Genomic DNA, 25,168 nt, shown 5'->3' on the forward strand with positions numbered 1-25,168 from the left:
AAGAATTAGCCACTTAAGGCACTTTCTAGGTTATTCGGCTATGCCAGTAAATACTATTATGGGACTATTTGCTAAGTCCCCAATCAAACCATTGCAACGTCACGTTACTCGTGTAAATGATTGTTGTGAACTACTTGTCCCTTTCTTCGAAGCCTGTAAGGCGGGTGATTGGGAGCAAGCGGCTGTCCTGCGCGAGCAAATTTCCCAGCTTGAAAAAGATGCGGACGTGCTCAAGCGTGAGATCCGTTTGAAACTTCCTCGTGGTCTGTTCATGCCAGTCGATCGTACTGACATGTTAGGACTGCTGACCCAACAAGATAAGCTTGCCAATCTGTCGAAAGACATTGCAGGTCGCGTCTTGGGTCGCCAGCTTCAGATTCCTTCCGAAATGTATCCTGACTTTATTGCCTACGTTCAACGTTGTCTTGACGCCGCCAATCAGGCGAACCGAGTGATCAACGAACTGGACGAACTTCTTGAAACAGGCTTTAAAGGCAGGGAAGTGACGCTTGTGGCAGAGATGATCAATCAGCTAGATGTTATCGAAGACGATACTGACAGCATGCAGATCAAGCTTCGCCAACAGCTCATGTCCATCGAAGACCAATACAGTCCGGTGGATATCATGTTCCTTTACAAGATTCTCGAGTGGGTTGGTGCTATTGCTGATCAGGCACAGCGTGTCGGCTCGCGTCTTGAAATCATGCTATCGCGTTCATAAGCGAAAGAATGTAACAAAAACAAGGTTTTACAATGGAAATCCTGGCTAACTACGGCACCATTCTTATTTTGGTGGCGGCTTTTTTTGGTCTATTGATGGCTATTGGTATTGGTGCAAACGATGTTGCTAATGCCATGGGTACCTCGGTTGGTTCAAAAGCACTAACCGTTAAACAAGCAATCATCATTGCGATGATCTTCGAGTTTGCGGGTGCTTACCTGGCAGGTGGTGAAGTAACTGATACCATCCGTAAAGGGGTTATTGAAACCTCTCTTTATGCTGCCAATCCTGAAGTATTGGTGTACGGCATGATGTCGGCCCTGTTGGCTGCGGGTACTTGGCTACTGGTTGCATCCTATATGGGTTGGCCGGTGTCTACTACTCACTCCATTATTGGTGCCATCATCGGTTTTGCCTGTGTTTCAGCGGGTACAGAAGCTGTTGACTGGAGCGCGGTACAGGGCATCGTCGGTAGCTGGCTTATCACTCCGTTGATCTCGGGGCTGTTTGCTTATGCTATTTTCATGAGTGCTCAGCGCCTGATTTTCGATACCGATAATCCAGTTGTAAATGCAAAGCGGTTTGTGCCTGTCTACATGTTCATGACCACGATTGTCATCGCTCTTGTGACAATCAAAAAGGGTCTGAAACATGTCGGTCTTCACCTTTCTAGCGGTGAAGCATGGGTTGCCTCTATTGCAGTGTCACTCATTGTAATGGTGTTTGGTTACATTTATATTAATCGTAAGTACACAGATGACGGTTCGTCAGTAGATAGTAACGGTTACGCCGGTGTTGAGCGTATTTTCAGCCTGCTGATGGTGGTTACAGCTTGTGCGATGGCCTTTGCCCACGGCTCTAACGACGTAGCCAATGCTATCGGTCCTCTTTCTGCCGTTGTCTCTACTGTTCAGAACATGGGTGAAATCACGGCCAAGAGCCAAATTGCTTGGTGGATCTTGCCTCTGGGTGGTATTGGTATCGTTGTCGGCCTGGCAACCATGGGCCACAAGGTGATGGCGACCGTTGGTACCGGTATTACCGAACTGACACCAAGCCGTGGCTTTGCTGCACAGCTAGCAACCGCATCAACCGTTGTGCTTGCTTCTGGTACAGGTCTTCCTATTTCAACCACGCAGACCCTGGTCGGTGGTGTCATTGGGGTTGCCTTTGCCCGCGGTATCGCAGCATTGAACCTGGGTGTGGTACGTAATATCGTTGCCTCTTGGGTTGTTACTCTGCCTGCTGGCGCCCTGCTTGCAGTCATTTTCTTCTACGTAATGCAAGCGGTGTTTGGTTAAACACCGTCAAAGCGGGCTCAAGATCAAAAGAGGGAGGCGATGCCTCCCTCTTTTCTTGCACCCAGCCCACAAAATTCTTAGACTTTGCCTCTTAGAGAAAAACAGGCTCTCCCCCAAGGAATCAAATTGTGAAGCAGCTAATCAGCTTACTATTATTCGCTTGTGCAATAGCGACCATGCCTGCACAGGCCCAAACTCGGTATATCTCCGACAATCTATTCACCTATATGCACAATGGACCAAGTACCCAATACCGTATTATGGGCAGTGTGAACGCCGGTACCAAAGTAGACCTACTGGAAACCAATCGCGAGACGGGATTTAGTAAAGTCCGTGATGACCGCGGTCGTACCGGCTGGGTTAACTCTGATTTTGTTTCACCGCAAGTTGGCCTGAAAGTGCGTTTTCCTGCCTTAGAGAAAGAGCTCACAGAGGTCAAAGCACAACTTGAAGAAGCCCTTGAGTCAGGCGATGAGAAAACGGCTGGCCTGCAAAGCTCTCTCAAGCTTCGTAACGAACAAATTTCTGATTTAGAAACCCAGAACAGCCAGCTCAACGAGCAGCTGATGACATCACAAGCAGAGATCCGCGAGCTACGTGCCCGTCTGGATACACAAAAAGACGACTTGCTGATGCGCTGGTTCACCTATGGCGGTATGGTTGCCGGTGGTGGTTTGCTATTCGGTCTGGTTCTACCTCACCTTATCCCACGTCGCCGCAAGCGCAACAACGGTTGGGCATAATCTGGCTACAAGCCCAGGTTCAAAAAAAGGCAGCTTAGCTGCCTTTTTTATTGCCTAATATTCTATGGTAACCATACCCGCTAGCTTTATGGTTACCACTCCGACAGCGCCGGCATCGATATCAAGTAAGATTCAAAATCGAACACCACCTCACGCGGGTCAATACGTCGTAATATCACTCCGGGCGCGATCTCATCGCCTTCATAGGCTTCGCTGCCGTTGACCTTCACCCAGCGGCTATTGGGTACAGAAGAGTAGATATGGGTCTGAAAATTTAAAGCAGGGATACGATCTTGAACCGATGCCGGCAACGCACCAATGGATACCGCTGCCATCGGCTCCTGTGGCTTAGGCATTGATGGCAAGCGTTCTTCCTGCAGCAGTTGAGGCAAGGTTCCCCCGTCGCCGGTGGCAGCGATGGCAGACCGCAGCTGGCTGGCTAGCTCGGGGGACAGCTCGGAATAATCGAGCGCTTCAAGATCCCAGCTATCATTCACTGACCGCTCAACCTCCCTACCTACAGGTATAGGCTCACTGTCCCAACCACTTGGCTCATTGGCAGCCTGCTCTACAGGCAATGAAGATGACGGCATTTGATTATAGCGGGCTCGCTGGGGCCCTCTTGTGTTACTCGGCAACGGCTCAGTGTAGAGCTGAGGGTAGCCGAGCAGTTCAATTTCTTGCGGATAGATCTGAGTTATCGATACGGCTTCAGCCACTGGCAGCAATACTGTTTCTGGTACTGAAGCCGGTATAGCAGCTGGCTGGGCAGCCTTTGGCATCGAGGCTGTGGCCGCGACAACCTGTCGCACTGGCGCTGGTTTCACATCCGTCTGCTCAGATGACAAAGAGAGGTACCCCAGAATGCCAATCACCGGCAGGGCAAATCCCAATCCCGGTAGCAACCATGGATTTGTTTGCTTGGGAGCAGTACCTGTACGGTAAGCAGGCCGTGACGAAACCGTTGCCGAGGCGCGCTGGGCATCAGACTGAGCCAGAGCAGAGAGTAACTTCGACATTAACTTTTCTCCGGTTGCAGGGTGGGCCCCGGCAAATTCAGTGCAGAATCAATCACCATCAAGGTATGAGGCCCGGCAATGCCATCCACAGATAAATCTTGCGCCCGCTGGAAACGGCGTAATTTGTTGAGCAATGCCTGCTCAAAGGTATCCTGATTCTCCGGCATAACCCCTAATAACTGGCTCAGCTGGTGATCGAGCCACTGTACCCGGGGGCCTTGCTGACCGTAACGTATCGCGGTGTTCTCTCCCAGTGGCGGACGCCACAGCAATGTATACTGGCCATCCCAGCGCTGTGATAGCCATTGTGCACTCACCGCGAAGCGCTGCCCAGCCAGCAACAATTCAACCTTATCTTTTCCGATGGCATAGATAGTGGCAAAGAACGCCTCACCACTAGGCTCATTGAGCGCTACGATGGCTGGACGGTTGATCAGGGCCAACTGTTCCAATGAGCCATTGCCGTTAAAGCAGCTAAGCTGGACACGGCTCCCCGATTCACAATTGGCCTGATTGAGCTGGGTACTGTAGCCCCATAGGCTGTAGAGGGTTTGCATCGCGAGACGCTCGGATCCCGCTTGTTTGACAACCGCCAGCCACTGCGCCTGGGGAGACAATTGCTGCGGCAAGGAAGGTGCCGACTGTACCTGCGCTGGAGCCAGCACAGGTTTGGCTGGCTGGGGCGCCGCGGCAGAGGCAGCCGTCTTGGCCTCTTCCGCCGTCACTACTTGCCCACTTGCTGCGGTTTCTACCGTCAAGGCTGAGCTCGTGGGCAAGGACAGCAACCCCATCCCATACCCCACACCAACCGCGGTGATGATCCCGGCGGCCACGGCCACCAGCAAGGGCTTGCGTGAAGCCGAAGGAGCATCAAGTTGGCCCGGCGCGGTATATTGCGGTAGCTGCCAGCTCAACACATCATTGCAAGCTTGCTCGACCAGCTCTTTATTCAACAAATGGGTCGATTGTTGGTGGGCCAGCTGCATCGACTTGTCACACACCAGATTGATCAGTCTTGGGATCCCGCTTGTCGCCTTGGCAATCTGCTTGGTTTGGGCCGGAGGGAACACCTCATGCAGGCAGTCCACCGCCTGCAAGCGGTAATGGATATATTCCCGTACTTCCTCTTCGGTCAGTGGCAATAGGTGATAACGGGAGGTGATACGCTGGGCCAACTGACGTAGCCTATCCTGCTGCAATAACTGTTGCAGCTCTGGCTGACCGACCAGCACCACCTTGAGAAGTTTGACACTGTCGGTTTCAAGGTTAGTCAAAAGACGCAGCTGCTCCAACACTTCCGGTAGCAGATGCTGGGCTTCGTCGATGAGTAGCAGAGTCTGACGACCTTCTCGGTGATTGGCCAGCAAGTGCTGGTATATCCCATCGGTCAGGACTTTGATCGTCGCTTCATCGTTATATTCAATGCCGAGTTCATCGCAGATACTGGCGAGCAATTCCCTGGTCGATAGCGACGGGTTCATAATGATCGCCACCTGAGTTTCCTGAGGCAGACGCGATACCAGAGCCCGCAGAACGGTTGTCTTCCCCGTACCAACCTCGCCGGTCAATAAACCGAAGCCGCCCCCTCCACTGAGGCTGGACAACATATGGGTCAGTGCTTCGCGGTGGCGCTCACTCAGGTAGAGAAAGCGTGCGCTGGGCACAATTGAAAATGGTGACTCGGTGATCCCAAAAAAGTCCTTGTACATGCCATTTGATCTCTTATTGTTGGCCTGGAAGGGGAAGCCCCCTACGTTACCTGTCCCTTTACTGAATGTATAGCCCTTCAGCTCAAGCCTGACAAGCGTTTAGCCTTTAAACCTCGGCCAGCCGCAAGCCATTCGTGAGAGCCTTTAAGGTTTGGTATACTCAATGGATAACAGTCTGCAGTCAGAGCGAAAAAGGATAAAACAGTGCAAACGTATTTAGTTGGCGGGGCTGTTCGTGACGCCCTGCTTGAACTGCCAGTGAAAGACAAAGACTGGGTTGTTGTGGGTACCACCCCTGAGCAGATGCTGGAGCGAGGTTACAGCCAAGTTGGCAGCGACTTCCCGGTCTTCCTGCACCCGAAAACCAAGCAAGAGTACGCCCTCGCCCGCACCGAGCGTAAGTCCGGCCAAGGCTACACCGGCTTTACCTGCTATTCAGCACCGGATGTCACTCTGGAGCAGGACTTAATGCGCCGTGATTTGACCATCAATGCCATTGCCCAGGCGCAAGACGGTTCTCTGATTGACCCCTATCAAGGCCAGCAAGATCTCGCATTACGCCAGCTTCGCCATGTCTCGCCCGCCTTTGCCGAAGATCCATTAAGGGTTCTGCGTGTTGCTCGCTTTGCCGCCCGCTTTGCTCACCTAGGCTTTAACGTCGCCCCCGAAACCATGGCGCTGATGCAAGACATGGTTGTCACCGGCGAACTGTCCGCACTAACCCCAGAACGAGTTTGGATCGAGTGGGAAAAGTCACTGCAGTCGGACAACCCTGAGGTTTTCCTCAAGATCCTGCGCCAATGCGGTGCTCTTGCGGTGATCATGCCTGAAATCAATGCCTTGTTCGGTGTTCCCCAGCCAGAAAAATGGCACCCGGAAATCGACTGCGGTATCCATACCCTGCTGGTCGCCGAGCAAGCTGCAGGCCTCAGCACTTCCAAGGTGATTCGCTTTGCCGCCCAGGTCCATGATCTAGGAAAAGCCCTGACCCCGAAAGAAGATCTACCAAGCCACAGAATGCACTGCCAAACCGGACTCGGTGCGATACGTAAGCTATGCCAACGTCTACGGGTACCCAATGAGTACCGTGACATCGCATTGATGGTCTGTGCCCAGCATACCAAGTTACATTTTGCGGCCGAACTACGCCCAGCCACCTTCATCAACATCTTTGATCAAATCGATGCCTGGCGTAAGCCTGAGCGGGTGGCCCAACTGGCGACCTGCTGCCGCGCAGATGTCCGTGGACGAACCGGTTTTGAAAATGATCCCTACCCACAGGCCAATATCTTCGAGGGCGCTTTTGCCGCAGCCCAATCTGTCGATGTAAAGCCCATCGTCGAGGCCGGCTTCAAAGGGAAGGAGATCAAAGAGCAACTCGCCTTGAGACGCGCGGATGCGGTGACAGCGGTGCTGGCCACATTACGCCAGCAGATGAATTAGACCCCAGCAAGCGACAAAATAAAGAAACAAAAAGCCCGGCAGACAAATGGCCGGGCTTTCTGTATCAATTGCTTGTCTCAAAATTACTGAGTGACCAGAAACGCAATCAGACCAGCACCAAGCAACAGGCGGTACACCACAAACGGAAACATTCCCAAACGAGTGACTAGCTTAAGGAAAGCATGGATACACGCGTATGCACTGACAAAAGAAACCGCAATACCAATCATCAAGGCATCAACCTGAATCGGCGCACCACTCACCACCAACTTCATACTGAGGTAACCGCCGGCCAGCAGAATAATAGGGATCGACATCAGGAACGAGAAACGCGCTGCCGCTTCACGGGTGAAGCCCAGGTAAAGCGCCGCCGTCATAGTCGCACCAGAGCGAGACGTCCCAGGGATCATCGCCGCAGCCTGCGCCAAACCGATAAACAGCGAGCGCTTCCAGTCAGCCTGGTATTCATCGTCTTTTTGCGAGGCACGCACATCCACCCACCACAGCAGCAAGCCAAAGATGATGGTCGTACAGGCGATCACCCACGCCGAGCGCAAATAGATCTCGATGATATCTTTCATGAACAGGCCAAAGATACAGGCAGGGATCGTGGCTAACACAATCATCCATGCTAGCTTGGACTCGGCGCTATGTTGCTTTTTGAAAATAGATTCAATCCAGGCCGACAGCAGAGAAATCACTTCCTTACGGAAGTACCAGATCACCGCGGCTAAGGTACCGACATGAACAGCGACATCAAACGCCAACCCCTGATCATCCCAACCTAAAATGGCTGAAGGCAAGATCAAGTGAGCAGAGCTCGAAATCGGCAAAAACTCAGTCAAACCCTGAATAAGGGCCAGCACAAAGGCTTCAAAATAACTCATAACTATCCCTAAACAACAAAATGATGCTCAACAGGCCAAAGGGCCTGTTCAAAATGAGAAGCGTGCCAAAGCTCGGTGACCGTACGGCCATCACCAGGGATCACCTGATGTGGGCACAGCTCCATCAAGGGCTGCAGCACGAAGGCAAACTTATAAATATCGCTACGTGGGAGAACCGGGTAAGCGTCCTGTACGGTGTCCCCGTATAGGAGGATGTCCAAATCCAAGGTACGACTTTGGTTTTTGACCGCATTGGGTGAGCGGCCGTGTTGCAACTCTAGCTGCTTCAGCGCGTGCAGGAGTATATCCAATGACAAAGACGTTTCGATGACAGCGACACAATTAAAAAAATTCGGCCCACTAAACCCCACCGGCTCAGCTTCATAAATGGTCGACACCTTCATCCCCGAGCCTAGCAGGCTCAGGCCAGCCAAACCGGCCTGGAGATAGCGTTCGCGATCAATGTTTGAGCCAAGGCTGATATAAACCGTGGTCACTTGCTTCCTCGCTCAATCACAACCCCCACACCGCGGGCATTAGCCACCGCTCCGGGCTTGGTGACACGTACCTTGATCCATGGCACAGAGAACTGGGTCATGATCAGGTTAGCGATTTCCTCCGCCACCCGCTCAACCAGCAAAAAACGGCCATTTTGAATATGCCCTGTCACGGCATCGCTTACCGCCGCATAGTCAAGGGCATAGGCGACATCATCACTTTGTGCGGCAGGACGATTGTCGTGTGCCATTTCCAAATCAAGCACCAATTTCTGCTTAATTTCCTGTTCCCAGTCATACACACCAATGGTGGCGATGACTTCTAGATGTTCGATAAATACTGAATCCATGTTCAATCGCTAATTTTGTTAGAGGTCGGATACCTAATTTGAGCAAAAACGCGTATTATCAGGTCGTAATCGTCAATATACTATGATCTTGATTTATATGATCATCGTGTTGCCTATCGGCATTGGCTGAGCACTATACCATATGCCGGCCCATGCAGCATGGCTGACGATCGATAAATCGGCGACTTGAGGCCACTAGCTACAGGACCTTGCATGACACCACTTGTACTCATGATCATTATCGGCGCTTATCTACTGGGCTCTATATCCAGTGCCGTATTGATCTGCCGCCTGTATGGCCTACCTGATCCGCGTGAAAACGGCTCTGGTAATCCCGGGGCGACCAATGTCTTGCGTCTTGGCGGACGCGGAGCAGCCGCTAGCGTGCTGGTGTGCGATATCCTCAAGGGGATGCTGCCGGTATGGATCAGCTACTTTATCGGAGTCAATCCATTCATGCTGGGGATCATCGGGATCGCCGCGTGTCTCGGTCATATCTATCCGATCTTCTTTCATTTTAGGGGGGGGAAAGGGGTGGCCACCGCTCTAGGCTCACTGGCTCCCATCGGCTGGGATTTAAGCGGCTTGCTGATCAGTACGTGGGTGCTGACCGTGTTGATGACCGGTTATTCTTCGCTGGGTTCCATGGTCACGGCCCTTGCCGCACCGCTCTTTACCTGGTGGATCAAACCCGAATACACCATGCCAGTGGCCATGCTGTCATGCCTTATCGTCTTACGTCACCACGACAACGTCCGTCGCCTGCTGGAAGGTGAGGAAAGCAAGATTTGGAATAAATTCCAGCGCAAAAACAAAACAACCCCGCCACAAGACTGAGTCACAGCTTGCCGCAGGGTTGCTTCTCTCGTCGATTTATCTTGTAAGCCGCTTATTCGCCTTGAATCGGCTTAAGCTGGTCAATAGGCCAACGTGGGAAAGCTTTCACCCCCAAGTCCATCGTCTCTTGGTTTTTCAGGCGCTGCATACCGGCAAAGGCGATCATCGCCCCGTTATCTGTACAGAATTCGGTACGCGGGTAGAAAACCTCACCACCCATCTTCGTCATCATGGCTTCCAGCTGCTCACGCAAGTGCTTGTTGGCACTCACACCACCGGCAATCACCAAGCGCTTGAATCCCGTCTGCTTGAGGGCTCGCTTACATTTAATCGCCAAGGTATCAACTACGGCTTCCTGGAATGCGTAGGCAATATCAGCACGGGTCTGATCATCATCGTCATTGGCGCGAATGGTATTTGCTGCAAATGTCTTCAGACCAGAAAAACTAAAGTCCAGCCCCGGACGGTCGGTCATCGGACGCGGGAACTTGAAGCGACCAGCCGTGCCTTTATCTGCCAACCGCGACAACAAAGGGCCGCCAGGGTAGTCCAGCCCCATCAGCTTGGCGGTTTTATCAAACGCTTCGCCGGCGGCATCATCGATCGACTCACCCAAAATTTGGTACTCGCCAATGCCTTTGACTTCGACCATCATGGTATGGCCACCCGACACCAGCAGTGCCACAAACGGGAACTGGGGCGGGTTATCTTCCAGCATAGGGGCCAGCAGGTGGCCTTCCATATGGTGTACAGCAACAGCGGGTAAGTCCCAAGCATATGCCAAACTACGGCCAATCGTTGCCCCGACAAGCAATGCGCCGACTAGGCCAGGGCCAGCGGTGTAAGCCACACCGTCCAAATCTGCTGGCGTCAAGCCAGCATTGTTAAGCGCTTCCTTGATGAGCGGAATCGTCTTCTTGACATGGTCACGGGAAGCCAGCTCAGGAACAACACCACCGTAGTCGGCGTGCAGTTTTACCTGGCTGTAAAGCTCGTGTGCCAATAGGCCTTTTTCATCATCGAAAATAGCCACACCTGTTTCGTCACAGGAGGTTTCGATGCCCAGTATACGCATAACAACCTCTATACTTATGGTAATTGAGGGCCATACTACCGCCCTTGACAGAAATTAACCAGTTCAGGGTTGCAGAATGCTTTACAAATGCCCCCAGATCAGATTAGAATTTCGCACCATTTTTAATCAGCTGATACTTTAATGAACATCAGCATTAACCGAATCACTCTGAGGTGAGTATTACATGCCAGTAATCAAAGTACGTGAAAACGAACCGTTTGACGTAGCACTACGTCGTTTCAAGCGCTCTTGCGAAAAAGCAGGTATCCTTTCTGAAGTACGTCGTCGTGAGCACTTCGAAAAGCCTACTACTGTACGTAAGCGTGCGAAAGCAGCGGCAGTTAAGCGTCACCTGAAGAAATTGGCTCGCGAAAACGCGCGTCGCGTTCGTCTGTACTAATCTGTCTGATTAACAGAAGGAACGTGTTATGACTCTGATTGAACGTCTAAAAGACGAACAAAAAACAGCGATGAAAGCCAAAGACAAACCACGTCTTGGTACGATTCGCTTGGTAATGGCTGCCATTAAACAGCGTGAAGTTGACGAGAAGATCACTCTTACCGATGACGACGTGCTGGCAGTATTGACCAAAATGGTAAAACAGCGCCGTGATTCTGTTGCTCAATACGAAGCAGCCAATCGCCAAGATCTTGCTGATGTTGAGCTTGCTGAAATCACAGTACTGGAAGAGTTCATGCCACAGCCACTGACCGACGACGAAGTCGCCGCTCTGTTGGATGAGGCAATTGCTACAACCGGTGCTGCCAGCATGCAAGACATGGGCAAACTGATGGGCGTGTTGAAGCCACAAGTTCAGGGTCGTGCCGATATGGGTAAAGTTAGCCAGTTGGTGAAAGCCAAGCTAGGTTAATCCCTACCCTATTTCTGCAACAAGCCGTGCTATCCGGTTCCGGACTGCGCGGCTTGTTCGTATTCAGCACCCCGTCAATTATATTTCAACGCAGCCAAATCAAAGTGCTATCATCAGCGATAACACTTTGATTTGGCACCCCACACGCAGCAGGTAACACCACGCTATGGCAGGAAAAATCCCACGTACATTTATCGATGATCTCATATCGCGACATGACATCGTGGATATTGTGGATGCCAGAGTTAAGCTAAAAAAACAGGGCAAGAACTTTGGTGCCTGCTGCCCGTTCCACAACGAAAAGACCCCCTCATTCTCTGTCAGCCAAGAAAAGCAGTTCTACCACTGTTTTGGTTGCGGTGCCCACGGCAATGTCCTCGACTTTGTCATGGAGTTCGATCGTCTGGAGTTTGTCGAGGCGATAGATGAGCTTGCCTCACAACTGGGTCTTGAAGTGCCGCGCGAACAAGGCAGTGGTGGCGGCCAATCTGGCGTCCGTAGCAAAGAAAAGCTTGGTTTGTACGACATAATGGGGCAGATCTCCCAGTTCTACCAAAACCAACTGCGTACCCAGGAAGGTCAGCTAGCAATCGACTACCTCAAAGAGCGCGGGCTATCCGGTGAAGTCGTCAAAAAGTTTGGTATCGGCTTTGTACCGGATCAGTGGGATCAAGTCCGTAACCGTTTTGGTCGCGATATGGAAGCCCAGCAGGCGCTAGTCAGTGCCGGCATGCTGATCGAAAACGACAACGGCCGCCGCTATGACCGCTTCCGAGGCCGGGTCATGTTCCCAATCCACGATCGCCGTGGCCGAGTGATCGGCTTTGGTGGGCGGGTACTGGGAGACGGTACACCGAAATACCTCAACTCACCGGAAACCCCGATTTTCCACAAGGGCCGCGAGCTCTATGGCCTATACGAAGTCCTGCAAGCCCACCGCGAACCGGAAAAGCTGCTGGTAGTCGAAGGCTATATGGATGTTGTTGCCCTGGCCCAGTTCGGCGTTGACTATGCCGTTGCCTCACTGGGTACCTCGACCACCGGCGATCATATCCAGATGATGTTCCGCCAGACAGGTACCGTAGTGTGTTGCTACGATGGCGACCGAGCCGGCCGTGATGCCGCGTGGCGTGCTATGGAGCAAGCCCTGCCCTACCTCAACGACGGCCGCCAGCTCAAGTTTATGTTCTTGCCCGATGGCGAAGATCCCGATACCTATATCCGCCAATACGGCCAAGAAGGGTTCGAGCAGCAAGTCAACCAGTCGATGAACCTGTCGGACTTCCTGTTCTCGACCCTGCTACAGCAAGTCGATACCAGCAGTAACGAAGGCAAGGCCAAGCTCAGTACGTTGGCTGTTCCGCTGATCGACAAGGTACCGGGCGGTACCCTGCGGCTCTATTTACGTGAGATGTTAGGCAGAAAACTGGGATTACCCGACGAAAGCCAGCTGCAGCAGCTAATCTCTAAACAGGGGGCCGACGCACCAAAGAAAATTGGCCAGCCTGAAATTAAGCGCACCCCGATGCGGGAAGTGATCGCGTTGCTCATCCAGAACCCAGAATTTGTCAATAGCCTAGAATTTGATATGGCAGCATTTGAAGGAATTGATGTCGCTGGACTAAATTTATTATTAACAATAGTTGAAAAGTGTCGGGCGAACCCCAATGTTAGAACTGGACAACTTCTAGAGAGTTGGCGCGGAAGCAAAAGCGAAGGGATGCTGGCTCGTCTGGCGGCCTGGCAGCTACCTCTTGTCAAGGAAGAGGACAACACTCTAGATGTTTTTCTTGACGCAATGGACAAAGTCATTGACCAGTGCGTTAAACAACAAATCGAAAAGTTGCAGGCTAAATCGAGAACCGTCGGCTTATCAGTCGAAGAGAAGCGGGAATTGCAGTTGCTGATACTCAACCGTCCCGGCTAGTAAGTAGTCATCAATTAAGAAATTTGTTATAATTATCGGTTTGCATATCTGCATACTACTATTCTCAATCAGACCCTAAGTTGGATATCGTCTATGGAGCAAAATCCGCAGTCACAGCTAAAGTTACTTGTTGCTAAAGGCAAGGAACAAGGCTATCTGACCTACGCCGAAGTAAATGATCACCTACCAGAAGACATCGTTGATTCTGATCAGGTGGAAGACATCATTCAGATGATTAATGACATGGGTATTAAGGTGGTTGAAACAGCCCCTGATGCCGATGATCTGATGATGACAGAAGACAATGCGGACGAAGACGCGATTGAAGCCGCGGCCCAGGCCCTATCAAGTGTAGAAAGCGAAATTGGCCGCACTACTGACCCAGTACGTATGTACATGCGTGAAATGGGTACAGTCGAACTCCTTACCCGCGAAGGCGAGATTGATATCGCGAAGCGCATTGAAGATGGTATTAACCAGGTTCAGTGTTCTGTTGCCGAATACCCTAGCGCCATCGCATACCTACTTGAGCAGTTTGACAAGGTAGAAGCCGAGGAGCTCCGCCTAACAGATATCATTTCTGGTTTTGTTGACCCGAATGAAGAAGCAACCGCAGCCCCAACTGCCACGCACATCGGCTCTGAGTTAAGTGACGCAGATCTTGAAGATGAAGACAAAGATCTGGAAGAAGACGAAGACGAGGATGACGAAGAAGAAGATACTGGTATTGATCCAGAACTTGCGCGTGAAAAGTTCAACGAGCTGCGAATCGCTTATGACAATATGGCGCTGGCGATTGATACCCACGGCCGTCAAGATCCAAAAACAGCCGTAGCCGTCGAGGTTCTTTCTGATATCTTCAAACAATTCCGCCTGATCCCTAAGCAGTTTGATAAGCTGATCAGCTCACTGCGTGAGTCGATGGATAAGGTACGCACCAACGAGCGCCTGATCATGCGCATGTGTGTCGACAACAGCAAGATGCCAAAGAAAACCTTTGTCAGCTTTTTTGCCGGCAACGAATCTTCTTCTGAGTGGATTGACGAAGCGCTTAACTCTGGCAAGCCTTACGCTGAACGCCTGAAGAACTACGAAGAAGATCTTCGTCGTGCGACGACCAAACTGCGTATTCTTGAACAAGATACAGGCTTGTCCATTGAGCGTATCAAAGACATCAGCCGCCGCATGTCAATCGGTGAAGCAAAAGCTCGCCGTGCGAAGAAAGAAATGGTTGAGGCTAACCTGCGTCTAGTTATTTCGATTGCCAAGAAGTACACCAACCGTGGCCTTCAATTCTTGGATCTTATCCAGGAAGGTAACATCGGCCTGATGAAAGCGGTCGACAAGTTCGAATACCGCCGTGGTTACAAGTTCTCGACTTACGCGACATGGTGGATCCGTCAGGCTATCACCCGTTCGATTGCTGACCAGGCACGTACTATCCGTATCCCGGTTCACATGATTGAGACTATCAACAAACTGAACCGTATCTCTCGCCAGATGCTACAGGAAATGGGCCGTGAACCATTGCCGGAAGAACTGGCTGAGCGTATGCAGATGCCGGAAGACAAGATCCGTAAAGTCCTGAAGATTGCCAAAGAGCCAATCTCGATGGAAACCCCTATCGGTGATGATGAAGATTCGCACCTAGGTGATTTCATTGAAGATACCACGCTTCAGTTACCGATGGATGCAGCAACGGCAACTAACCTGCGTATGGCAACCAACGATGTGTTGGCTGGCCTAACACCACGTGAAGCCAAGGTACTGCGTATGCGTTTTGGTATCGATATGAACACTGACCACACCCTTGAGGAAGTGGGCAAGCAGTTCGACGTTACCCGTGAGCGTATCCGTCAGATCGAAGCCAAGGCATTGCGTAAGCTACGCCACCCAAGCCGCTCAGATGTTCTGCGCAGCTTCCTGGATGAATAACCACACATCCTGACACGATTGATAAAAACGGGCCATCGGGCCCGTTTTTTTATCCCCTTAGTTTCAGCCATCAATGACTTGGCTCCAGCTGCCGACAATATCAAGAAAACACAGTTAACTGCCTAAAAAGCAAGCAAAATAAACACTTTATTCGCTAGACAAGGCCACAACCTTCCCATATAATTTCACCCAATCGGCCCCTTAGCTCAGTGGTTAGAGCAGGCGACTCATAATCGCTTGGTCCCCAGTTCAAGTCTGGGAGGGGCCACCAAATACAGAAAGGCCTGAGCGGTTAATAACCACTCAGGCCTTTTGCATTTCTGAACGCTGTGTAGCATATTTGTTCAGACGCTCTTCCTTCGCACTCTTTCAAGACACATTTTCACTCGCACTTTCTGCCAGACCTAATTGCCCCATAAAATGTTGTGATTTAATAAGCAATAAAACACACATGGATACCTTGCATGGCAAAGCGGGCCCCAAACTTTTTCACCTTCCTTGGTGGTATAGCGTGATCGCCTCTCTGGGCGGTCTAAAGCAGATTGCCCCTTATGTTGCTGCACTCTGCTGATCCCGGCTCCTTTGCCTTTCTGCGGGACTGGCAACTACAGGAAAAGTTTAAAGACACATCTCATCGCCGAGATATCAACAAACTCAAGACTTCAAGCAGCTTACAGAAAAAAGGCATTGGACAAACATCAATTGCCCAATACCTTAATTGAGTATTAGCGAGACAAATCGTAACGTTCTTTGTAGTCACTTACGTTGTTACAAGGAGATGGGAAGTCCTCGATATCAGTGCCACTTTGATAAAACGCCCAACCAAGTTTACCCAGCTTTAGCTTTCCATCTTCAGCATTTTTTTCATCCCATTCACAAATGAACTCTTCGATGATGCTTTGTGTATCATTGAACTCCAGTGCTGGTTGTTGACCTAGCTCAGCTGCAGTTTTATCACTATCACCTAACACGTAATAGCTTGGAAGACCGACCATGAAGCGTGATGCATCCAGAACGACTTGTACATATTCTTCAATGGTATCTGCACCCGCAACTTCAATCACGTGACGCAGCTCTTCAGCCCAATAATACTCAAGGAATGGGATCGACTCTGCGCTACCTTTATGCCAACCGATATCACGGGTGTGATAGACAAGAGCGCGATAATCATCATTGATTAGACCATCTGGGTTATCTTCACTAACTTGCCCTAGATCTTTTGGCAAGTCTTTAGGATCGATCGGATGACCGTTTTCGAACAGATATACGTTTTTGGTTTCTTGCATCTTGTTCCAAAATGCTTGCATATCAGTACGATTGTTATCTGCATCATATGCAAAGTTTTCTTCTACTCGCACCAACACTCTTGTGTCGCTACCACCATCATCCATACCATAGAAGCGACTGAACGTATGGTGCCCATCGGTTAGATACAAAGCACCATCGGGTCCGACAATAACAGGGTTAACCCAAGTCATAATGCGCTCAACGCCATTTTGGTCTTCTGATATTTCACCATCAGACTCTCGAGGCTCTTTACATTCGAAGCTGTCAGGATCATTGAAATCACTGTTTTCATCAAAAAACTCAACCGAATCACGAAGACCGTAGGTCTCACAAAACTCTTCGAAAAGCTTCTCTTCCTCAAACTGCCAGCGACCTAGCTTATAGTCATTTTGGAATTGACCTAACGTTTTTTGTGTTGGCATAAGATCACCAACAGTAACCCAGTGCACTTCACCAGGCGCAAAGCTAAGGTGCTCTTCCTTTCCTTTTTCGCCAAGGCTAATATCATTATTATTACTACTGCTATTACATCCAGCCAAAAGACCCGCAACAACCAATGCTACCACTGCTTTTTTCATCTTAATTCCATGTTACTAAAGGTATAAATTGCTCACAGATGGTAGTTTATTTTTGTTAAGCTTATCTTACAGAATTATTGTAAGTAGACCGTCATTACAGCCATTATGGAAGTTCATACCGTATTTTGAGTTTATCCCCCCAAAACACTTATTCACAAAACGCCGAGGTTATGATCTTCAAGCCACTCACATAAAGCGGACTCTTGTCGTTCTACAATATCAAGCAAATCATCAATTAGCTGAGATAGAGATTATGATACTTGTAGTTCAGTGAACAACTCACTGAATTGGCGTTAAGTAAGTTTTAAAAACAACGATCGATAAAGTTAATAGTCATACTTCTGAGTAATGAACTATTGGTTATCAAACAATACTTATTTATAATGTAAACCAAGCCAAACAGGCGCACAATGTTGTCACTAGTAAAATATATGAATATAACTAATCAACAATATCTATACACCATAGGTTTAAGATATAAACATTGCTCAAACCCTAGTGCTGTCTATGATAAAGATGGTAATTTTGTTTCTGTGAACAAAGCTTTCAAGAATGTTTTTGGCCTTGAAGGTAAAGAAATCATCGGGAAATCTCTTCTAAGATTAGAACATAACCTCACAGAGCACTCTGACATAATTAATGAGCAAAATAATAGTGTAGTTTATAATAGGGTGCAGTTATTTTCCTTGCATATCATAAAAACACATTCATCTTGCACAGCTTTTTACGTTTCAAAAATGCCTCTTATAAATGAAAGAGGCGATGTTATAGGTATAGATGTTAACTTGTATGAATCGGGATTAATACATACTTTCTCAGCAAGCCTAAACGACACATTTAATAAAAAATCAGCAGCTTTAAAAAATGCAACAACCGTAATAAACTCAAACAAATTGAATGATACTTTCACACCTCTTCAAGAAACATATTCTTATTTTATTCTATGTGGGTTTTCAAATGAATTCATTAGTGGGGTTTTAAACAGGTCAAAAAAAACAGTTGAAAACAACATTTCACGCTTAATAGACAAGGCACAAACAGTTTATTGTGGAGGGATATTTAACAGGAGAAGCTTCCGAGAATACTTGATAAGCAATAATATTACCAACTTATCACCCGCAGGAATAATGAACTCAAGAATTCAAACAATATCAGTATCTCCATTTCTGTTTGATAATACCATTTAGCCCAATTATAAGATAGGTTAAATAAAACCATTATAGGTTGAGGTATAACTCAGGAAAAGATACGCCTATTTTAGATGAAAAAACAACCTGTTCAACTTTACATCAATATTGGTTGATTCATATCGAGTGCCCCCCCTTTTTTATGAGCGAAGTAGAAAACCTTGCATAAGCTTTGTGACAAAGTCGCATTGCAGCCACTCAACTGTATAACTTCGCTGTAAAAAATCACTCTAACTCTCCAGTGAGTGCTGATTTTTATCCTGTTAATTCTGCGATAATCACAAGAAATACAAGTAATACTATTGGACTAATATACCACCAGTAAGCTTTACTTGAGCCACCATTAAAGAAGTAGAATATGACGATAGCAATACTTGCTAAACATGAAGCTGGCACCAAATTATACGCTAACGCCCACATTTCAGAATTACCTATACCAACGCCTAGGCCCAGAACAACCGCTAAAAAAGGGGCTAGGATCAACTGCACCAAGGTTCCGAAAGCAACCCCAAAAAAAGACATAGTTGCTCTTTTATTCATAACATAAACCAACCAATAGGAATTAACTATGTAATCTTCATTTTGAAATTTTATAAAAATCATGTCAAACGACATTGTAGGGCCGTATAGCAGAATAATCTGCCCCACCACTGCCGCCTTATGCTTCGGTGTCAAATGCGTATAGCGCAAAGTCATATTAAAATCAGCATAACCCAACAACTCGCGAACCATGTTGAGGTAGACGCCAGCCATAACCAGCTTGCTGACAAAGTGATGGCGCAACTTGAAATTACCGATAAAAGCGTCTTTCAGTACCAAGACCGTGGCTTTTTCACATCAGTCAGCGATTGGTCCGATTCTCCCTCATATATAGAGAGGGAGCCTGGATTCCCCCCAAACCCGGGATGGCGCCCCTTTTAAGGTATTTACGGTGTAGTTAATCGTCGCGGTTGCTTTACCAAGCTTGCGCTGTTCGCTGCGCCACTTTTCTATTCCCCATGCGGTGATTTGGTCGAGATCTTTTTCAAGCAAGAAATTAAACCGTGAACAAAGATGGTTAACAGTACGGCTAGTCATAGCCTTAATTTCGCCCAACCTTGCTATAACCTTAACCGACCAACTACTTTTGATTTATTTTCCCTTCCGAAATAAATCGTCAATTGATAAAAAACAAAAAAAATCTGTGAAATGTGTAGATAATCTTGGCTTCTCTTTGAGTGGGCGTTAAAAATTTGCGCGCTATCACAAGGTGATTAAACAGATTGACTGTGATAACATACGCCGCTTGTTTGACCTGCCAATTTATGTCAGGCAGACATACAAGCGTCATCCGGCTACATTATACTGATGACAGTTTGCCAATAACCCTAGGTGTTAACGGCTGCTTTAGTTCACAAGAGATGCCTTACACAAGCAATCCAACTGCTTTTGTAAGACAATATTTTGAAAAATTTGTATTGTCACAGACAACAACTGGAGTGACGTTGTATTTGTTTGACGTTCGCCACATTTTTTCGGCGTATTTCAACATCAATCGCACGTTTTTTCAGGTATAACCTGTGACTCAAATTTCCCATGGGTAAAAGTTCGTCCGGAGACCATTCTCAATGAAAAAGACCAAGATCGTATGTACGATTGGACCTAAAACAGAATCTGTAGAAATGCTTACTAAGCTAGTTGACGCTGGCATGAACGTAATGCGCCTTAACTTCTCTCACGGTAACTTCGAAGAGCATGCTGTACGCATCACTAACTTCCGTGAAGTAATGGCCAACACAGGTAAGCAACTTGCGATTCTTCTAGACACTAAAGGTCCAGAAATTCGTACTATCAAGCTTGAAGGCGGTCAAGATTTTTCTCTTGTTGCTGGTCAGGAGTTCACGTTCACAACTGACACTTCTGTAATCGGTAACCAAGACCGCGTGGCGGTAACTTACCCTGGCTTCGCTAAAGACCTGGCAAAAGGCAACACTATCCTTGTTGACGACGGCCTGATCGAAATGGAAGTACTAGAAACCACCGAAACTGAAGTTAAGTGTAAAGTACTTAACAACGGTGACCTAGGTGAAAACAAAGGTGTTAACCTACCTGGCGTTTCTGTAAACCTTCCTGCACTATCTGAAAAAGACAAAGCTGACCTAGTATTCGGTTGTGAGCAAGGCGTTGACTTCGTTGCGGCTTCTTTCATCCGTAAAGCGTCTGACGTTAAGGAAATCCGTGAGATCCTTACGGCAAACGGCGGCGAAAACATCCACATCATCTCTAAGATCGAAAACCAGGAAGGCGTTGACAACTTCGACGAAATCCTTGAGCAATCTGACGGTATCATGGTTGCTCGTGGTGACCTAGGTGTTGAGATCCCAGCTGAAGAAGTTATCTTCGCTCAGAAGATGATGATCGAGAAGTGTAACCGTGCTCGTAAGATGGTTATCACTGCGACTCAGATGCTTGATTCTATGATCAACAACCCACGTCCAACTCGCGCAGAAGCGGGTGACGTTGCGAATGCTGTAATGGATGGCACTGACGCAGTAATGCTATCTGGTGAGACAGCTAAGGGTAAATACCCTGTTGAGTCTGTTTCTATCATGGCTCAAATCTGTTCTCGCACTGATGGCGCGCTTAAAGCTGAGCTAGGTTCTCGCCTAGACAGCCCACGCCTACGCATTACTGAAGCAGTATGTAAAGGTGCGGTAGACACAGCTGAAAAACTAGCTGCTCCATTGATCGTTGTTGCCACTGAAGCTGGCAAATCTGCACGTTCAGTACGTAAGTACTTCCCAACGGCAAACATCATCGCTGTAACAACTAACACTAAGACTGCTGCACAGCTAGTTCTTACTAAAGGTGTTACTCCAGTTGTTGTTGAGTCTATCGACAACACTGACGCGTTCTACGCTCACGGTAAAGAGATTGCACTGAAAACTGGCCTAGGCGTTAAAGGTGATATCGTTGTTATGGTATCTGGCGCGCTAGTTGCTTCAGGCACAACTAACACAGCATCTGTACACGTACTATAAGTGTCATTTCGCTGATTGTTAAAACGGGGGCCTCGGCTCCCGTTTTTTTATGCCGTCGATATGGCATCCCTGCGGGTTTCCTAACCAATTACCAGAGTGATCTGTGGTGACCTCTCACAATTATGAAACTTAGCAATCGCCCTCCACTTTTTTCCTCGATATACTTCACCATATAGTATTCTCCCAAGGCATAGCCCTATACAAATAGCACTGTGCATTTTGCGCTGATCTAACACAATGAGGAAGAACGTGTCCAGCCCTACCCTTGCCGATAAAGTCATGGAAATGATCCGCCAGGATATATTGACAGGTGAACTACTCCCCGGCCAAAAACTGGTTGTGGCCGACCTGAAGCAGCGATACAACGTCGGTGCTTCCCCGATACGTGAAGCCCTTGTCCAGCTGGCTTGGCGCAAATACGTGCATTTTGCCCCACAAAAAGGCTGCTGGGTTGCCAACGTCTCGGCAACTGAGCTAGAAGATCTGTTCAATACCAATCAAGAGCTATCGAAGATCCTACTAAAACGTGCCATCGAGCACGGGGATGAGGCTTGGGAAATCAATATCCTCACCAGCTTTCACAAGCTGAGCAGATTGAACCCGGCACAAGCCGACACAGACTTTTGCGAATGGGAGCAACGACACAGCGACTTCCACCATGCGCTGCTAGCAGGTAGCCAGTCACCGACAATGTTGGCGTTATATCGCCAGGTCTATGAGCAGATCGAACGCTACCGCCATATCTGGGTTAGTCGCTACCGCCAGTATGAAGAGCGCTATCACGACAATGGTGAGCATGAAGCCATGATGAAGGCGGTACTGGATCGTAACACTGAGCAGGCGCTCGCAATTATGGCGACGCACTCAGAGCGCGCCCTAGAAATGATCAAAGGTGATTTGGTATAGCCGCCACTTACCAGAAGATTTCCTTATGGTGAGTATTGAGCACCAATATCGCCAGCAAGAAGTACAGCGCGCTAACCTTGAAACCGAGCAACAACAGGCCAAGTACTGTCAGCCTTGCCAAGAATTTATGATTCATCGCTTCCCCCTAGTGCCATACTACCCAGTTGGCACCTAGCCTTATTAGACTTTAGTCTAATAAGGCTAGACTTTCAGGGAGGCACAAAAACAAAACCCGGTGAAAGCACCGGGTGTTTTATACCTGAGACATTCTGTTGTTCAGGGACTAGGCCTTAAGCGCCCTCTCACCTCTGGCAATACCCACCACACCACTGCGGGCGACCTCGATAATCTCGGTCGCTTCTCCGACTGCCGAAATAAAAGCATCAAGCTTCTCACCGGTACCAGCCAGCTGGACGGTATAGATCTGGCTGGTCACATCGACAATTTGGCCACGGAAGATATCGGCAGTTCGCTTAACTTCCGCACGGGCAAAACCGCTTGCTTTAACCTTGACCAGCATCAGCTCACGCTCAAGATGCTCACTCTCGGTTACATTACTGACCTTGAGGATATCAATCAGCTTATGCAGCTGCTTCTCAATTTGCTCCAATGCCGCATCTTCAACATTGGTGGTAATGTTCAATCGAGATAAAGTGGAATCATCGGTCGGAGCAACCGTCAAAGACTCAATGTTATAGCCGCGCTGGGAAAACAGCCCCACAACCCGTGACAATGCGCCCGGCTCATTTTCAAGAAGTACTGATACAATCCTGCGCATATTAAGTTCTCTCCGTTTTACTCAGCCACATTTCGCTCATTGACCCACCTCGGATCAACATTGGGTAGACATGCTCGGTTTCATCGACACTGATATCAATAAACACCAGTTTATCTTTCATGGCCAGTGCCTTCTCCATCTCCTCTTCCAGTTTATTCGGATCGGAAATACGCACCCCGACATGGCCATAGGCCTCAGCAATCGCGGCAAAGTCCGGCACCGAATCCATGTAAGAATGGGAATGACGACCTTGGTATATCATATCCTGCCACTGTTTCACCATGCCCAAGAAACGGTTATTCAGGTTGATGATTTTGACCGGGATATCATACTGCAATGCCGTAGACAGCTCCTGGATGTTCATCTGAATACTGCCATCACCCGTTACACATACGACCTCGGCATCAGGCAGGGCAAATTTCACCCCCATTGCAGCGGGAAGACCAAACCCCATAGTGCCAAGACCACCGGAGTTCAACCACCGACGAGGTTTATCAAACGGGTAATATAGCGCAGCAAACATCTGGTGCTGGCCGACATCTGAAGCCACATAGGCATCACCGTCTGTCAGCTTGTGCAGTACCTCAATCACCTCCTGCGGCTTGATACGTTCGCTATCCTTGCTGTAGCTCAGACATTGACGACCACGCCACGACGCTATCTCACTCCACCAGCTATCAATCGCCGCATCGTCATTATGACCGTTTTGGTCATCGAGCATTTTCAACATGCAGTTAAGTACCGTATCAGCCGAGCCGACAATAGGAATATCAACCGAAATTGTTTTAGAGATAGACGACGGGTCGACATCGATGTGCATGATAGTGGCGTTCGGGCAGTACTTCTCGACATTATTAGTGGTACGGTCGTCAAAACGCACACCGATACCGAAGATCAAATCCGAGTTATGCATCGCCATATTGGCTTCATAGGTACCGTGCATCCCCAGCATACCCAGGTTGTTCCTGTGAGTACCTGGGAAAGCTCCCAGCCCCATCAGGGTATTGACCACTGGCATATTCAAGCTTTCAGCCAGTTTAAGCAATTGCGGGCTACAGTCTGCCATGATCGCACCACCACCAACGTACAACACTGGCTTCTTGGCGGCGAGCAAGGCTTTTAAACCACGCTTGATCTGTCCTTTGTGCCCCTGAGTCGTCGGGTTGTACGAGCGCATCGCAATCGACTCTGGATACTTATATGGGTAGCTCTCGGCGGGATTGAGCATATCTTTGGGGATATCAATGACAACCGGGCCAGGACGACCGCTTGCGGCTATATAAAAGGCTTTCTTGATGATCTCTGGGATATCTTCCGGCTTTTTCACTAAGAAGCTGTGTTTGACGACAGGACGGGAAATACCCACCATGTCACACTCTTGGAAGGCATCGTTGCCGATGAGGTTACTCATAACCTGGCCAGAGAATACGACCATTGGAATGGAGTCCATATATGCAGTTGCAATACCGGTAATTGCATTGGTCGCCCCGGGACCGGAAGTTACCAGCACCACACCGACATCGCCAGTGGCACGGGCATAACCGTCTGCCATGTGTACTGCCGCTTGCTCATGGCGTACCAGTACGTGCTCAATATCACTTTTCTCATGCAGCGCATCGTAGATGTCGAGCACTGAACCGCCAGGGTATCCGAAGATATGTTTCACGCCTTGATCGATCATTGAGCGAACAATCATATCGGCGCCGGACAACATTTCCATATTTCTGCCTCCAGGTCGCGTATACCATCCTGTATAGCTAATTCATTCCGGGAGCTGTGCTAGCGGCCTAATGCCAACTGCTTGACTGGAGGGACAAACAATAAACATCAGCATGGGTTGCGCTAGCCTGTTGCCGGAAATACAGCAGCCAATGAAACATAACCGCCTCAATTAGCTATACAGGCTGATATCACATAGTTAGGGCTTATTCTTAGCCTAATGAAATGAAAACAAAAAATTGTTTCCATGCTATGTCATCTGCTCAGTGTGATAACACAAGCAGTAAACCGTAACAACTGTAACGTTTTTTTAGCAAGCAAGTCTATTGGCTGAAGGCAGTTAACAAGTATTATCTGAAATGAGCAAATATCCATCA

The 25,168-nt window shown here is 48.8% G+C and carries 24 protein-coding genes and 1 tRNA gene; 13 read left to right on the plus strand and 12 right to left on the minus strand.

The features are described 5' to 3' along the window. Window positions 1-40: 40 nt before the first annotated feature. The 3 genes from ACVA53_RS09320 (at window position 41) to ACVA53_RS09330 (ending at window position 2,765) form a co-directional block, all read left to right on the plus strand. A complete protein-coding gene (locus tag ACVA53_RS09320; protein WP_107351151.1) occupies window positions 41-721 on the plus strand; it encodes a TIGR00153 family protein in 681 nt (226 codons plus the stop codon). Window positions 722-753: 32 nt separating this feature from the next. Further along, window positions 754-2,022: an inorganic phosphate transporter gene (locus ACVA53_RS09325; protein ID WP_255043076.1), complete on the plus strand. Its 1,269-nt coding sequence runs from the start codon at window positions 754-756 to the stop codon at window positions 2,020-2,022. Window positions 2,023-2,150: 128 nt separating this feature from the next. Further along, complete coding sequence (locus tag ACVA53_RS09330) at window positions 2,151-2,765, plus strand: TIGR04211 family SH3 domain-containing protein (protein WP_446504945.1); 615 nt, start codon at window positions 2,151-2,153, stop codon at window positions 2,763-2,765. A 92-nt stretch (window positions 2,766-2,857) separates the two neighbouring features. Here ACVA53_RS09330 and ACVA53_RS09335 read toward each other — a convergent pair whose 3' ends face one another. Together ACVA53_RS09335 and ACVA53_RS09340 are read right to left on the minus strand one after the other, a co-directional pair. Next, window positions 2,858-3,784 carry a general secretion pathway protein GspB gene (locus ACVA53_RS09335; RefSeq protein WP_255043074.1) on the minus strand — a complete coding sequence of 309 codons (927 nt, stop codon included), beginning with the start codon at window positions 3,782-3,784 and terminating at the stop codon, window positions 2,858-2,860. After that, the gene (locus ACVA53_RS09340; RefSeq protein ID WP_446504946.1) at window positions 3,784-5,493 is read right to left on the minus strand and encodes an AAA family ATPase; all 1,710 of its coding nucleotides are present in this window, start codon (window positions 5,491-5,493) and stop codon (window positions 3,784-3,786) included. Before ACVA53_RS09340 ends, ACVA53_RS09335 begins: the two co-directional genes overlap by 1 nt. 204 nt (window positions 5,494-5,697) lie before the next feature. Here ACVA53_RS09340 and ACVA53_RS09345 point away from each other — a divergent pair, with 204 nt between their 5' ends. After that, window positions 5,698-6,936 (plus strand): multifunctional CCA addition/repair protein, encoded by a 1,239-nt coding sequence (locus ACVA53_RS09345; protein WP_255043072.1) that lies wholly within the window; start codon window positions 5,698-5,700, stop codon window positions 6,934-6,936. A gap of 83 nt (window positions 6,937-7,019) precedes the next feature. On the opposite strand, the gene ACVA53_RS09350 is transcribed toward ACVA53_RS09345, so the two are convergent. From ACVA53_RS09350 to folB, 3 genes are read right to left on the minus strand one after another with little or no spacing between them, the layout of a single operon-like run. Continuing rightward, complete coding sequence (locus ACVA53_RS09350; protein ID WP_255043071.1) at window positions 7,020-7,823, minus strand: undecaprenyl-diphosphate phosphatase; 804 nt, start codon at window positions 7,821-7,823, stop codon at window positions 7,020-7,022. An 8-nt stretch (window positions 7,824-7,831) separates the two neighbouring features. Further along, on the minus strand, window positions 7,832-8,320 hold the full coding sequence (gene folK, locus ACVA53_RS09355; RefSeq protein WP_255043070.1) for a 2-amino-4-hydroxy-6-hydroxymethyldihydropteridine diphosphokinase: 489 nt from the start codon (window positions 8,318-8,320) through the stop codon (window positions 7,832-7,834). Continuing rightward, window positions 8,317-8,670 carry a dihydroneopterin aldolase gene (gene folB / locus ACVA53_RS09360; protein ID WP_255043069.1) on the minus strand — a complete coding sequence of 118 codons (354 nt, stop codon included), beginning with the start codon at window positions 8,668-8,670 and terminating at the stop codon, window positions 8,317-8,319. The genes folK and folB overlap by 4 nt, the downstream gene beginning before the upstream one ends. 213 nt (window positions 8,671-8,883) lie before the next feature. Here folB and plsY point away from each other — a divergent pair, with 213 nt between their 5' ends. Next, on the plus strand, window positions 8,884-9,507 hold the full coding sequence (gene plsY, locus ACVA53_RS09365; RefSeq protein WP_255043068.1) for a glycerol-3-phosphate 1-O-acyltransferase PlsY: 624 nt from the start codon (window positions 8,884-8,886) through the stop codon (window positions 9,505-9,507). Window positions 9,508-9,559: 52 nt separating this feature from the next. Here plsY and tsaD read toward each other — a convergent pair whose 3' ends face one another. Beyond that, window positions 9,560-10,582 (minus strand): tRNA (adenosine(37)-N6)-threonylcarbamoyltransferase complex transferase subunit TsaD, encoded by a 1,023-nt coding sequence (tsaD, locus tag ACVA53_RS09370; RefSeq protein ID WP_255043067.1) that lies wholly within the window; start codon window positions 10,580-10,582, stop codon window positions 9,560-9,562. 184 nt (window positions 10,583-10,766) lie between these two features. Between tsaD and rpsU the strand changes: the two genes are divergently transcribed. From rpsU to ACVA53_RS09395, 5 genes are all read left to right on the plus strand, one after another. Next, a complete protein-coding gene (gene rpsU / locus ACVA53_RS09375) occupies window positions 10,767-10,982 on the plus strand; it encodes a 30S ribosomal protein S21 (protein WP_005301411.1) in 216 nt (71 codons plus the stop codon). Window positions 10,983-11,010: 28 nt separating this feature from the next. Further along, window positions 11,011-11,454 carry a GatB/YqeY domain-containing protein gene (locus ACVA53_RS09380; RefSeq protein ID WP_255043064.1) on the plus strand — a complete coding sequence of 148 codons (444 nt, stop codon included), beginning with the start codon at window positions 11,011-11,013 and terminating at the stop codon, window positions 11,452-11,454. A 166-nt stretch (window positions 11,455-11,620) separates the two neighbouring features. Beyond that, window positions 11,621-13,381: a DNA primase gene (dnaG, locus tag ACVA53_RS09385; RefSeq protein WP_446504947.1), complete on the plus strand. Its 1,761-nt coding sequence runs from the start codon at window positions 11,621-11,623 to the stop codon at window positions 13,379-13,381. A gap of 93 nt (window positions 13,382-13,474) precedes the next feature. Beyond that, a complete protein-coding gene (rpoD, locus tag ACVA53_RS09390) occupies window positions 13,475-15,316 on the plus strand; it encodes an RNA polymerase sigma factor RpoD (RefSeq protein WP_255043061.1) in 1,842 nt (613 codons plus the stop codon). 195 nt (window positions 15,317-15,511) lie between these two features. Then, window positions 15,512-15,587, plus strand: a tRNA-Ile gene (locus tag ACVA53_RS09395). 454 nt (window positions 15,588-16,041) lie between these two features. On the opposite strand, the gene ACVA53_RS09400 is transcribed toward ACVA53_RS09395, so the two are convergent. Beyond that, window positions 16,042-17,181 carry a ParB/Srx family N-terminal domain-containing protein gene (locus ACVA53_RS09400; RefSeq protein ID WP_446504948.1) on the minus strand — a complete coding sequence of 380 codons (1,140 nt, stop codon included), beginning with the start codon at window positions 17,179-17,181 and terminating at the stop codon, window positions 16,042-16,044. Between the two features lie 410 nt (window positions 17,182-17,591). Here ACVA53_RS09400 and ACVA53_RS09405 point away from each other — a divergent pair, with 410 nt between their 5' ends. After that, entirely contained in the window at window positions 17,592-18,368 is a 777-nt protein-coding gene (locus tag ACVA53_RS09405; RefSeq protein ID WP_255043059.1) for a PAS domain-containing protein, read from the plus strand. A 255-nt stretch (window positions 18,369-18,623) separates the two neighbouring features. Here the strand turns inward: ACVA53_RS09405 and ACVA53_RS09410 are convergent, their stop codons facing one another. Further along, on the minus strand, window positions 18,624-19,187 hold the full coding sequence (locus tag ACVA53_RS09410) for a tyrosine-type recombinase/integrase (RefSeq protein ID WP_446504949.1): 564 nt from the start codon (window positions 19,185-19,187) through the stop codon (window positions 18,624-18,626). Between the two features lie 45 nt (window positions 19,188-19,232). Then, complete coding sequence (locus ACVA53_RS09415) at window positions 19,233-19,445, minus strand: hypothetical protein (RefSeq protein WP_446504950.1); 213 nt, start codon at window positions 19,443-19,445, stop codon at window positions 19,233-19,235. Between the two features lie 530 nt (window positions 19,446-19,975). On the opposite strand from ACVA53_RS09415, the gene pykF reads away from it, so the two are divergent. Together pykF and ACVA53_RS09425 are read left to right on the plus strand one after the other, a co-directional pair. Then, window positions 19,976-21,388, plus strand: a complete 1,413-nt coding sequence (pykF, locus tag ACVA53_RS09420; protein WP_255043056.1) for a pyruvate kinase PykF — start codon at window positions 19,976-19,978, stop codon at window positions 21,386-21,388. Between the two features lie 237 nt (window positions 21,389-21,625). After that, window positions 21,626-22,294 (plus strand): GntR family transcriptional regulator, encoded by a 669-nt coding sequence (locus ACVA53_RS09425; protein ID WP_446504951.1) that lies wholly within the window; start codon window positions 21,626-21,628, stop codon window positions 22,292-22,294. Between the two features lie 7 nt (window positions 22,295-22,301). Here the strand turns inward: ACVA53_RS09425 and ACVA53_RS09430 are convergent, their stop codons facing one another. The 3 genes from ACVA53_RS09430 to ACVA53_RS09440 all read right to left on the minus strand — a co-directional run bounded on the left by ACVA53_RS09430 (window position 22,302) and on the right by ACVA53_RS09440 (window position 24,792). Then, a complete protein-coding gene (locus tag ACVA53_RS09430; RefSeq protein ID WP_255043054.1) occupies window positions 22,302-22,430 on the minus strand; it encodes a hypothetical protein in 129 nt (42 codons plus the stop codon). Window positions 22,431-22,577: 147 nt separating this feature from the next. Next, the gene (ilvN, locus tag ACVA53_RS09435) at window positions 22,578-23,072 is read right to left on the minus strand and encodes an acetolactate synthase small subunit (RefSeq protein WP_255043053.1); all 495 of its coding nucleotides are present in this window, start codon (window positions 23,070-23,072) and stop codon (window positions 22,578-22,580) included. Window position 23,073: 1 nt separating this feature from the next. Beyond that, the gene (locus tag ACVA53_RS09440; RefSeq protein WP_255043051.1) at window positions 23,074-24,792 is read right to left on the minus strand and encodes an acetolactate synthase 3 large subunit; all 1,719 of its coding nucleotides are present in this window, start codon (window positions 24,790-24,792) and stop codon (window positions 23,074-23,076) included. Window positions 24,793-25,168: the final 376 nt, after the last annotated feature.

This window comes from Photobacterium sp. DNB23_23_1, assembly GCF_052873815.1.

What these genes read in the sequence shown, in the direction of transcription:
- rpsU (WP_005301411.1), top strand. Translation starts at nt 10,767, where the DNA reads ATGCCAGTAATCAAAGTACGTGAAAACGAACCGTTTGACGTAGCACTA.
- ACVA53_RS09405 (WP_255043059.1), top strand. Translation starts at nt 17,592, where the DNA reads ATGTTGTCACTAGTAAAATATATGAATATAACTAATCAACAATATCTA.
- ACVA53_RS09340 (WP_446504946.1), bottom strand. Translation starts at nt 5,493, where the DNA reads ATGTACAAGGACTTTTTTGGGATCACCGAGTCACCATTTTCAATTGTG.
- ACVA53_RS09440 (WP_255043051.1), bottom strand. Translation starts at nt 24,792, where the DNA reads ATGGAAATGTTGTCCGGCGCCGATATGATTGTTCGCTCAATGATCGAT.
- rpoD (WP_255043061.1), top strand. Translation starts at nt 13,475, where the DNA reads ATGGAGCAAAATCCGCAGTCACAGCTAAAGTTACTTGTTGCTAAAGGC.
- dnaG (WP_446504947.1), top strand. Translation starts at nt 11,621, where the DNA reads ATGGCAGGAAAAATCCCACGTACATTTATCGATGATCTCATATCGCGA.
- ACVA53_RS09380 (WP_255043064.1), top strand. Translation starts at nt 11,011, where the DNA reads ATGACTCTGATTGAACGTCTAAAAGACGAACAAAAAACAGCGATGAAA.
- ACVA53_RS09350 (WP_255043071.1), bottom strand. Translation starts at nt 7,823, where the DNA reads ATGAGTTATTTTGAAGCCTTTGTGCTGGCCCTTATTCAGGGTTTGACT.
- ACVA53_RS09415 (WP_446504950.1), bottom strand. Translation starts at nt 19,445, where the DNA reads ATGACTAGCCGTACTGTTAACCATCTTTGTTCACGGTTTAATTTCTTG.
- ilvN (WP_255043053.1), bottom strand. Translation starts at nt 23,072, where the DNA reads ATGCGCAGGATTGTATCAGTACTTCTTGAAAATGAGCCGGGCGCATTG.
- folB (WP_255043069.1), bottom strand. Translation starts at nt 8,670, where the DNA reads ATGGATTCAGTATTTATCGAACATCTAGAAGTCATCGCCACCATTGGT.
- ACVA53_RS09320 (WP_107351151.1), top strand. Translation starts at nt 41, where the DNA reads ATGCCAGTAAATACTATTATGGGACTATTTGCTAAGTCCCCAATCAAA.
- tsaD (WP_255043067.1), bottom strand. Translation starts at nt 10,582, where the DNA reads ATGCGTATACTGGGCATCGAAACCTCCTGTGACGAAACAGGTGTGGCT.
- pykF (WP_255043056.1), top strand. Translation starts at nt 19,976, where the DNA reads ATGAAAAAGACCAAGATCGTATGTACGATTGGACCTAAAACAGAATCT.
- ACVA53_RS09400 (WP_446504948.1), bottom strand. Translation starts at nt 17,181, where the DNA reads ATGAAAAAAGCAGTGGTAGCATTGGTTGTTGCGGGTCTTTTGGCTGGA.
- ACVA53_RS09430 (WP_255043054.1), bottom strand. Translation starts at nt 22,430, where the DNA reads ATGAATCATAAATTCTTGGCAAGGCTGACAGTACTTGGCCTGTTGTTG.
- ACVA53_RS09425 (WP_446504951.1), top strand. Translation starts at nt 21,626, where the DNA reads ATGAGGAAGAACGTGTCCAGCCCTACCCTTGCCGATAAAGTCATGGAA.
- ACVA53_RS09325 (WP_255043076.1), top strand. Translation starts at nt 754, where the DNA reads ATGGAAATCCTGGCTAACTACGGCACCATTCTTATTTTGGTGGCGGCT.
- plsY (WP_255043068.1), top strand. Translation starts at nt 8,884, where the DNA reads ATGACACCACTTGTACTCATGATCATTATCGGCGCTTATCTACTGGGC.
- ACVA53_RS09335 (WP_255043074.1), bottom strand. Translation starts at nt 3,784, where the DNA reads ATGTCGAAGTTACTCTCTGCTCTGGCTCAGTCTGATGCCCAGCGCGCC.